This window comes from Anaerococcus hydrogenalis DSM 7454 (assembly GCF_000173355.1).
Lineage (GTDB): Bacteria > Bacillota > Clostridia > Tissierellales > Peptoniphilaceae > Anaerococcus > Anaerococcus hydrogenalis.
In genome coordinates this window covers 22,771-32,461 of record NZ_ABXA01000014.1, presented here as the reverse complement: position 1 = coordinate 32,461, position 9,691 = coordinate 22,771, and the positions used below count along the sequence as shown (strand labels likewise).

Below are 9,691 nucleotides of genomic sequence, written 5' to 3'. Positions count from 1 at the left end.
GCTCTAAGTCTTATTAATTCTTCTCGTTCAGATTCATCAAGTTTTTTGGTTTATGGATATTTGTTTTTTCATAGTTATATTCTTAGGTTTACGACCTTTCTTTTTGTTTACAAGACCATTATATCCATAAATTTTATACTTGTTAACCCATGAATAAAGTTGTCCAGGATTAATACCGACTTCAATCGCTACAGACCCTATAGTATTTCCAGATAATACTTTGCTTACCACTTCTAGCTTCTCATCAGTTTTCCACTTGATATTATTTCCATGTTTTAAAATTTCTGGACCATGAAGTTGTTCTAATTTAAACCATTTTCTGATTGTATCATGAAATATTTTTTCTTTAATTCCTTCAGGTGTATCTGCCCATTTTCCTTCTCTGTACAACTGTACACATTCTTTTTTAAATTCATAACTATATTTCATAAAAATACCCTCCTTACCGGTTTGTCCAGTAAAGAGGGTTACATATCATTGAGATTAGCCATTTTTTTGATTTTATAAAACGATATTTTTCTTTAGCTATCTTAGCTTATCCTAATACTATGAAATTTTTTCTAATAAAAAGTTTCAGCTATTTGCAAATACAAATCAGTAAATATTGAATTTTTACTGGCAACAATGGATAAATCATGAACTAGATTGAAATCTTCTAGGTCCATAACCATGAGAATACCTTCTTCTAGTTCTTTTTTTACACAAGATTCAAAAATAAAACTTATGCCACAATCCGATTTGAGCATTTCTACTATGGAACGCATATTATTTATTTCTATGATATTTGCAAAATCTTTCGTATCAATATTGTCCATGTTTAGAAAATTTTTTAATATATCTAAGGTACCAGATCCGTCTTCTCTAATAATAATTCTTTCATCTAATAAGTCTGTTAACTTTTTTACTTGTTTTTTAAACTTGTGGTCCTTGTGGCTGATGCAAACAATCCTATCGCTTTTGTATTTTTTAATAAAATAATCACTAGATTTTATAAATCCCTCTATAATGGCAAAGTCTATCCTCCCACTATCAATATCATTTAAAATCTCGTCCGTATTTTCATAATAAATATGGAAATCACAAGAAGGTTTTTCTTTAATCAAGGCTATAAGCTTATCCAATATTAGATATTCTCCTACCGACCTAGTAAAACCCAGGGAAATTTTTTCACTCTTAGTTTTTTTCTCAGATAATATCATCTTCAACTTATCTTGATCATTTGACATAGAAAGTAAAGCAGATTTTAGAATCCTGCCCTCATCTGTTAGACACAAATTCCTCTTATTTCTATAAAAAAGTTTACAATTGTAATAGGTTTCTAAATATTTAATATGAGTAGATATGGCTGGCTGTGTTATATTAAGACTTTCAGCAGCCCTTGTAAAATTCATATATTTACATACTTCCAAAAAACTTTCTATTCTAAAATCTAACATAGCATCCTCCACATCTATCATAACAAATTTTTATCATATAGTAAATAATTATAATTTTACATTATATCTATTTATTATATAATAACAAAAGTGAAAGTTATTATATAATAAAAAAAAGTGAAAGGAGAATATATGATAAAATCTATAGAAAAAAATATAAAAGGGATTATTCTCTGCCTTATAATTGCAATAATATCCCAGATAATCGGCAAAAAAATCCCACTAGTAGGCCCAGCAGTCTTTGGTATTCTAATTGGAATGGCCCTAGGTCAAATTATAAAAGACAAAAAACCTTATATTGGTGGTGTGAGATTTACATCAAAGAAAATCCTTCAATATTCTGTAATCCTCCTTGGGTTTGGTCTTGATCTTGGAATTGTTTTAAAAACTGGTAAAGAATCACTTCCAATCATCCTATCTACCATATCAACATCACTTATAATCGCATACCTAGCCTATAAGTCTGGACTTATAAAAGGACATATCGCAACTCTTGTTGGTGTTGGATCATCAATTTGTGGAGGCTCTGCAATTGCAGCTGCCGCTCCAGTTATAGATGCAGATGAAGATGAAATAGCCCAAGCTATATCTGTTATATTCTTTTTTAATATCTTATCTGCTATTTTATTTCCAAGCTTAGGTCGTATGATTGGATTTTCAACTACTGATGGTCATGCCTTTGGTATATTTGCAGGATCTGCTGTTAATGATACATCATCAGTTACAGCATGTGCATCAACATGGGATACAATATATAATCTAGGTAGTCAGACGCTTGACAAGGCTGTAACAGTAAAATTGACTAGAACCCTAGCAATAATTCCAATATGCTTAGGACTAGCCCTCATTAAGATGAGAAACGCTAATCAAGAAGATAATAAAAAAATCTCTATAATACAAATTTTCCCATTCTTTATAATCTACTTCATCCTTGCAAGTTTGATTACTACCATAGCCCTAGCCAAAGGAGTAAATATTGAATTTTTCAAACCCTTTAAGGACTTATCCAAATTTTTTATTGTAATGGCAATGTCAGCTATTGGTTTTAATAGTGATATAGTAAAACTATTAAAATCAGAAGCAAGACCCATTGCCCTAGGTGGCGTGTGTTTCATAGCAATAACCTCAATAACCCTAATACTACAAAAAGTACTAGGTATCTTATAAAATAAATCTTTTAGAAACTGACTCCAAAAGTTAGCAATAAAACTAACTACTAGAGCCAGTTTTTTTATTAAAAAAATATAAGACCAGTAAGTAGAAAGCTTTAAATTATAACTAATAAAAAAATAATAAACCAAATCCTACCATTTATAGATATTTTTACTCTCATTATTCTTTTCCAAACATAAGAAATATTCCAAACCAATCAAAATACAAGATTCTATTTTAAAAATATATCAAACCTACCTAATTATAGGAAATTTTCAGATTTTAGTCCCGTCTCTATCCCAGTAACTCAATCTAGACCTAGTTTCCAACCATATTTTATACAATTAAACTATTTATCTTGACCCTGAAACTCTTTACATTTGTGCATAGAAAAAGGGGCTGTTGCAAAATGAATAATTATCGCACCATCGTTAGAAGCTTCTATTAGGAAATTTTACCTCTCCTGTCCGGTGGGCCGATCGGCGCCTACCAGATGATGGAGGCTATATTAGCCCGTCGGCCTAGTGAGACTTTCCGTGGAGGTTCATCTAATGATATTGGTACAATTTATTCATTCTGCAACAGCCCCTAATTTTTTGTCCAAATGTAAAGTATTTGGAAGAATTATTCAATTTATTCTTTTTTACTTCCAGTACCATTTGAATACCAGTAGCTATTTTTTATTCTCTGCGTTTGAGTGTGTCTATATCATACTTGAAAATTTCTTTGTAATTGGGGGGCATTCAGTGATAAAATAAAAAAAGTGCTTCCTACTCAGTGACCTATAATTATAAATCAATATCTGGAACAATTTGTATTTTGTAATCAGGATAAAGTTTAGAAATTTCTTCTTCAATAACTTTTAATGCTTCATCTCTCTCCACATCAAAACTCAAGATAACATCAAACCTAATACTTTTATTATTTTTGTCTATATAAAATCCATGAACTTGGAGAGCCCAATCGTGATTCATAATCTTTCTTTCAATTGTTCTTCTAATTTCTCCATCTTCCTTGTCCCTTGTGTTGTAGGAATAAACACCTAAAGCAATCAAGATAATACCAGTTTTTTTATAGATTTTGTATTGTAATTTTCTTGTAAGTTTATCTACTTCATCAACATCCATATGGTCTGGAAGCTCAACATGAAGAGAGCAGTAATATTTGTTAGGACCATAATTAAAAAGTGCAAGGTCATATACTCCAATTACAGGGTCTTCTTCTTTTACTAAGTCTTCAATCTTTTTCACCATTTCTGGATCGGATCTATGACCAATTAAATCATCAATAGTAGAAAGAATCATTTCTATTCCTGCTTTAATCATAAATACAGAAATGACAAGATCTACATAAGATTCGAGAGAAAGTCCAAAAACCATAAAAACAATGGCAGAAAGAAAAACAGAAAGTGAAAGAATTGAATCAAATAGTGAATCTGACCCAGATGCAATTAAAGCTCCTGAGTTTACTTTTTTTCCCTGTCTTTTGACATAGTTTCCTAAGAAAAACTTCACTACAACAGCAATACCAATTACAAAAATAGAAAGCCTGGCGTAGGAAGCGGGGCTTGGGTTGATAATTTTTTAACACACTCTACTAGAGAAGTGATTCCAGCATATAAGACAAGAGCAGCTATGATCATTGAAGAAATATATTCAATCCTTCCATAACCCATGGGATGTTTTCTATCTGGAGCCTTGCTTGCAAATTTTTCTCCTATGATAGTTACAAGAGAAGAAAGAGCATCAGACAAGTTATTAACAGCATAAAGGGTTAAGGCAATGGAATTGACCAAAACCCCAAGTATTGCCTTGAAGACCGCTAATAAAACATTGGTTATTATTCCAATAATACTCGTCCTTACAATAATTTTTCCACGGATTTCTGATTCATTTAATACTTCAAAATTGTTATTTGATATTTTTTCACTCCTTATTATTAGCAATAACTTTTTTACTAGCGGATATCTTTTGATCTGTATATAAAACAAGATCTTTAATTACAAGTTTTTTAATAGCCTGTGTTAGAGTTTCCATATAGGTCCAATCTATTTTATCATTATTTAAAGGAAGTTTCATTAAAAATTTTTACTGCGTGAACTACGTAATTTATGACCATAAGAGAATTTGCCTAACAGTGATTTTCCTACTGAAACACTAATGAATAGTAAATCATTTTCTGATAAATTTTTTTCATCATTCCCATTCTTCTTTTCCAAATGTCCGATATATCCCAAACCATTCAAAATACTAGGTTCTATTTTTTCTAATATCACTAAATACATCTAATTATAGGACATTTTTAAATTTTAGGTCCATCGAAGTCCCAGTACCTTGGGTTTTTAACTCTTTCAGTTTCCCTATCATCAATCTCGAAGGAACCGTCATTTACTTCATAAAGGCGTTTTATATATTTTCAAGTAAATTAAACATCTTGTACTTATATTTTTTCTTGTTCCCTGTCAAAATATACAAGTTCATCATTGTAATTTATTTTATAATGTGATGAATATAAATCATGAATTTCATTATTTAATTCTTAAATGTATTCATCATTGTCAACTACATCTATGCCTGTAAACAAGCAATCAGATTTTTCGTCGTAATAGTTACTAGCTACTTGTCAATCACCTAAATCTAATATTATCTCTAATTTTTTCATAACAAGCTCCTATCTTGAGTAAAAACTTACTATAAAACCATTTGTTCCAACCGCACAGAGAACATAATTCTTCCCACCATAGTCATAAAATTTTGTAATTTTCATTCCATTTTCCTATTTGAAACTAATTTTCTATTTTCAATAACTGACTTTATAAAACTAGGAATTTAACGCCAAAAGAGTATTTAAGTAATTGGTATGTATACGTCGTATTCTTTTATCCAGTCTAATAGGATTCTTTAGTAAAGATACTAAAAGAGATAAATTTTAATTCTTCTAAATAAATTTTTCTTAGATTACTTGCGATATATAAGTCTCTATTGAATAATATTCATAAACCTAAGGTTTTCTTCTAAGTTATATATATCCACTTCATATTTTAAAATTTTATAATATACACTTTTCAAATCTTCTTTAATATCATAAGTTATTAACTCCTGTGTATTATTTATCATTTGATCAGTAATAAATATCATTAATTTATTTACCAGCTCTGCATTATCTTTTGATATTTCAATAGCTTGTGTGAAAAAATATAAAGTAGATTGCTCTATAGTAAATTCTTTATTAAATTTCTTTAATATTTCCTCTAAATTGCTAGTAAAGTAAGGAAATTTCACTAAAAATTTGATAATAAGGTTTTTTTCATGGTTAGATGTTTTTATTGGATAATTTTCTGCTCGTCTGTCTAAGAATTCTTTTATCCATTTATCAAATATTTCTTTTCTTCCAGCTTTATCTAATTGGTCAATACCTTTCGATAACTCAAAATAAAATAATTCTAATGTTGCATCTGCAATATCACCACTAAATATATTAGGAATATAATCTCTTAAAGGATTTTCTGAAAATTTAAAAATTAAAGATACATATCCTTTTAATATTATTTTTCTCAGATTTTTACCAAATATATCTAAGTTTTTAATAGCTTCATGATATATAGGCTCAAAAATCAACGTAAATTCTGTGTATAAATATGATTGATGTACAAATCCATTCCACGCTATATTTACGGTTTCTTTATCTTTAGATCTATATCTATATAAAATATTTTCTTTGCACCAATCACTATCAATACTATAAAAGAAAGATGCATTCCCTAGTATAACAACTAGAGAATCATTGTATCCCTCTTCATTTAACATTTGTTCTAAAAAATATTTAAATCTATCCTCTAAATATTTTTCTCCACTATTTTTTACTGAAATTTCTATTAATTTAATTAATGATAAAGCTAAATTACCTTTGGATGAATTCAATGCTCTAGTCATATAATCAAGTGATTTTTCTTCTGTATTACTAGAATATTTCCATAATAAATTAATCTTTTTATAAAAGAAATTTACAAGTTTATCACTAATATTATTTCTTGTATTTACAATTGAAAAAATAACACGAGATATCTCAAGATTATAGATATCAAATATCGGATTAAAAAATACCCTATTAAAAGTATATATTAACTTTTGTTCAGATAAATTAGATTTTTCTAAAGACATTATAATGCCTCTCCATAAATCGGTATCTAATTCATTTTCCTTGATTAATATTTCTATAAGCTTCTCTCTAAAATTTTCATTTTCAGAACAAATTTTCTCTAATTTTCTAATCAGCGTTATTCTCTCCGCTCGTTCAAACCCATCTCCTTCATAGGATAATAATTCATCAATAATTCCTTCTAAGTTATTAACGATTTCTATTTCAGTGTATGGTAATTGTGCATCACTCAATCTTAGAGTAGTAGGACCAATTGATTTTTCGGGATTTTCTCTTGGTTTAAAATAATCATATCTATTTTTAATAGAATTTATCTTATTAATAATATCCTGATTACTTTTATCAAACCTTTGTAGCCAAATTAGTAAGTTATATTTTTGATAAAAGTACGATTTATCAGTAAAATTTTTATTAAGTTTTTCTTCATTCATTATTTCATTTAAAAATATTTTTTTATCATCATCTTCCAATTTAGGGAAGATATCTGCATATAGCCAAAATAACTCTTCCCTTAAGCTTATATCTAAGATTTTAATATTATTAGATTTCAATAAATTTAATTTCTCTTTACCTGTAATGTTAGACATGTGCCTTAATATTAACAAGGAAGATCTAAGTAATATAGGAATATCTGATGAAATATATGTTTTATACCAATATTCTTTATTCTTATTATCCATACCTAATAAAAGTTCTTTGAAAATAATAAAAAATTGTTCATGATTGCTTAGATACTCTTCAGGTCTCGGATAGAACGAATCAAATTCAAATTCTTCTACATTAAATCCCATAATTTTATATCTTTTCAAGTTATATAGTTGATTTGATATATTATTTAGTATATTAATATAATATTTATTCTTAAACAATTTGTACTTATTCCACAACTGTTTCATAATGTTGTTTTCGAACTTAAAATCTATACCTATTTTATCCGTAGAGATGATTGTTTTTTTATTTAATATGAACGATAAACTTGAAGAATAAATTTCGTTTGCAACAAAATCTAACTTAGGTCTATTTGTATAACAAACATCTAACAATAGATCTACCAACATAAAATCTAAATTATTAAAATCAATTAAATTAATTAATTTTTCGATTTTTTCAATTTTAGTATTTTTATTACAAATTATTGTCGCAATTTCTATCTGTAATTTCTTGCTCAATATAAAATCTTTATCATAACAAAATTTTAAAAACAAATCAGTTTCATTTATAATTATTTCTCTAGATAACCATTCTATTCTTTGAGTACCAAAATCATCTACTTTATTACTAGAAAAGATCTCATCAAAATATCCCTTGTTAAAAAGGTATTCTGCCCAGTCCCTACTTTTTATTTTTGAAAAGAACTTATCAGAATAGTGTATATTGTTTAATATTTCTTTGATTTCGAAGTCAAATTCATCATTTATTTTATTGGGTACTTCTTCTGAAATATCCTTAATTCTTAAACTCCAGCTATTATCATCCCTGGTTACTAAATTAGCTATTCTAAGTAGGGAATCATATATTTGCTTATAATTATTTTTTTCATGAATTATAGGAGTTAATCCTAGTGGTTTATAGTTACTAGCTTGGTCACTACTAGTAAAAATATATCTTTTTTTACCAGATAAATCTGGTAATGACCTTGTAAAATACTTCATTACAATATCACTATAACTATATCCAATAAAAAGTACAGTATATTCTGACTCAAATAAACCTCTTAAAAACATTGTTATATTTCCATGATACATATAAGATTTTCCAAAATCAGAATCTGTAAGCACAATATCTGTAGGATTATTAACATCACCATGTAAATGAACAATTCCATTAAATTTATCACCATATGGAAGTGCTGGATAAGAATATATATTTGCCTTTCTTCCCTTTTTTTCTAAGGCACTTTCAAGCATAATATCATAATTAGTAGTAACAATACGAATGTCTTTTTTAAAAAAATCAATCAAAGTTTCATGATTTGTATTTGGTTGAGTCTGAGTTGCATTGAGTATATCGCAAACTTTACTGTGTACATCATGACCTAAATTTTCAACTCTACCTAAGTATTGCTCATCGGACTCATCATTTCTTTTTTCTTGATTAGTCAATTCAGCTATTTTATCCGAAAGTTCGTTAAAGCTAGGTAGATTGGTTGGTTCACCCATCGATATACCTGCCCCACAAAAAATCACAAGGTTATCATTTTTTATTGACTCTACCAATAATTCAGGGTACTCAATATTTTTTATTATCATCATTATCCTTCCATAATAAGTATATAGATTATTAAACTTATACTAATTTCTATTGAATCAATTCTAGATATCATTTAGAAATTATATCACTTACTCTAATAATAATATATTTTTATTAAAATCCATAGTTATAATAACAATTTACGGTTAATCATAACCAGCTGTCCTTATTATTTGTTCATTCATGTATTAATATTTTCTTTTTTTAACAATCCTAAATTAACGTTTGGAAATTATAAAATTTCATCAGTATGATACCAATCTTTTTTATTTTGATCTAGAATTCTAAATAAATTAATATGCGTTACTCAAACCAGACGTAATATCTAATGTTATTTTATTATTTAAATATTTGTTTTTATATTATTTCTGCTTTTAATGTTTTTTTATAATTAAGTCCTGATTTTTTTATTCATCAGTTTGATTGTAAGTATCATCATATTCCTTTATTATTAATTCTTGACCATTATTTTTACTTAACTGAAGCACTCACCAGTTTCTCTTATTAAAGCATACAAACAAAATATATATTATCTAACAATTCTATAAGGTATTATTTCGATTATTAAGTGGTATAATTATAACATGAAAAAATTTAAAATAAAAAACTTAATTAGTTTTATGGAAGTTCTTCAAGAAATAACATCAAATGGAAGTAAATTTTTCTTTAGAGGTTAAGGCGCTAAGTACAAAAAG

At 27.6% G+C, this 9,691-nt stretch carries 7 protein-coding genes; 1 reads left to right on the top strand and 6 read right to left on the bottom strand.

The window, feature by feature from the left end; all coding sequences use genetic code 11:
* Positions 1–36 precede the first annotated feature (36 nt).
* Both ANHYDRO_RS02465 and ANHYDRO_RS02460 read right to left on the bottom strand, forming a co-directional pair.
* Positions 37–429 carry a helix-turn-helix domain-containing protein gene (locus ANHYDRO_RS02465; RefSeq protein WP_004813046.1) on the bottom strand — a complete coding sequence of 131 codons (393 nt, stop codon included), beginning with the start codon at positions 427–429 and terminating at the stop codon, positions 37–39.
* Positions 430–560: 131 nt separating this feature from the next.
* A complete protein-coding gene (locus ANHYDRO_RS02460) occupies positions 561–1,436 on the bottom strand; it encodes a LysR family transcriptional regulator (protein ID WP_039913826.1) in 876 nt (291 codons plus the stop codon).
* 132 nt (positions 1,437–1,568) lie between these two features.
* Here ANHYDRO_RS02460 and ANHYDRO_RS02455 point away from each other — a divergent pair, with 132 nt between their 5' ends.
* Positions 1,569–2,603 (top strand): YeiH family protein, encoded by a 1,035-nt coding sequence (locus tag ANHYDRO_RS02455; RefSeq protein WP_039913822.1) that lies wholly within the window; start codon positions 1,569–1,571, stop codon positions 2,601–2,603.
* Positions 2,604–3,376: 773 nt separating this feature from the next.
* Here the strand turns inward: ANHYDRO_RS02455 and ANHYDRO_RS11410 are convergent.
* The 4 genes from ANHYDRO_RS11410 to ANHYDRO_RS02440 all read right to left on the bottom strand — a co-directional run bounded on the left by ANHYDRO_RS11410 (position 3,377) and on the right by ANHYDRO_RS02440 (position 8,998).
* Positions 3,377–4,114 (bottom strand): cation diffusion facilitator family transporter, encoded by a 738-nt coding sequence (locus tag ANHYDRO_RS11410; RefSeq protein WP_392389394.1) that lies wholly within the window; start codon positions 4,112–4,114, stop codon positions 3,377–3,379.
* A 5-nt stretch (positions 4,115–4,119) separates the two neighbouring features.
* Positions 4,120–4,533, bottom strand: a complete 414-nt coding sequence (locus ANHYDRO_RS11405) for a cation diffusion facilitator family transporter (RefSeq protein ID WP_004813038.1) — start codon at positions 4,531–4,533, stop codon at positions 4,120–4,122.
* Positions 4,514–4,666 carry a hypothetical protein gene (locus ANHYDRO_RS09845; RefSeq protein ID WP_004813036.1) on the bottom strand — a complete coding sequence of 51 codons (153 nt, stop codon included), beginning with the start codon at positions 4,664–4,666 and terminating at the stop codon, positions 4,514–4,516. The genes ANHYDRO_RS11405 and ANHYDRO_RS09845 overlap by 20 nt, the downstream gene beginning before the upstream one ends.
* Before the next feature lie 900 nt (positions 4,667–5,566).
* A complete protein-coding gene (locus ANHYDRO_RS02440) occupies positions 5,567–8,998 on the bottom strand; it encodes an SIR2 family protein (RefSeq protein WP_004813033.1) in 3,432 nt (1,143 codons plus the stop codon).
* Between the last annotated feature and the right edge of the window lie 693 nt (positions 8,999–9,691).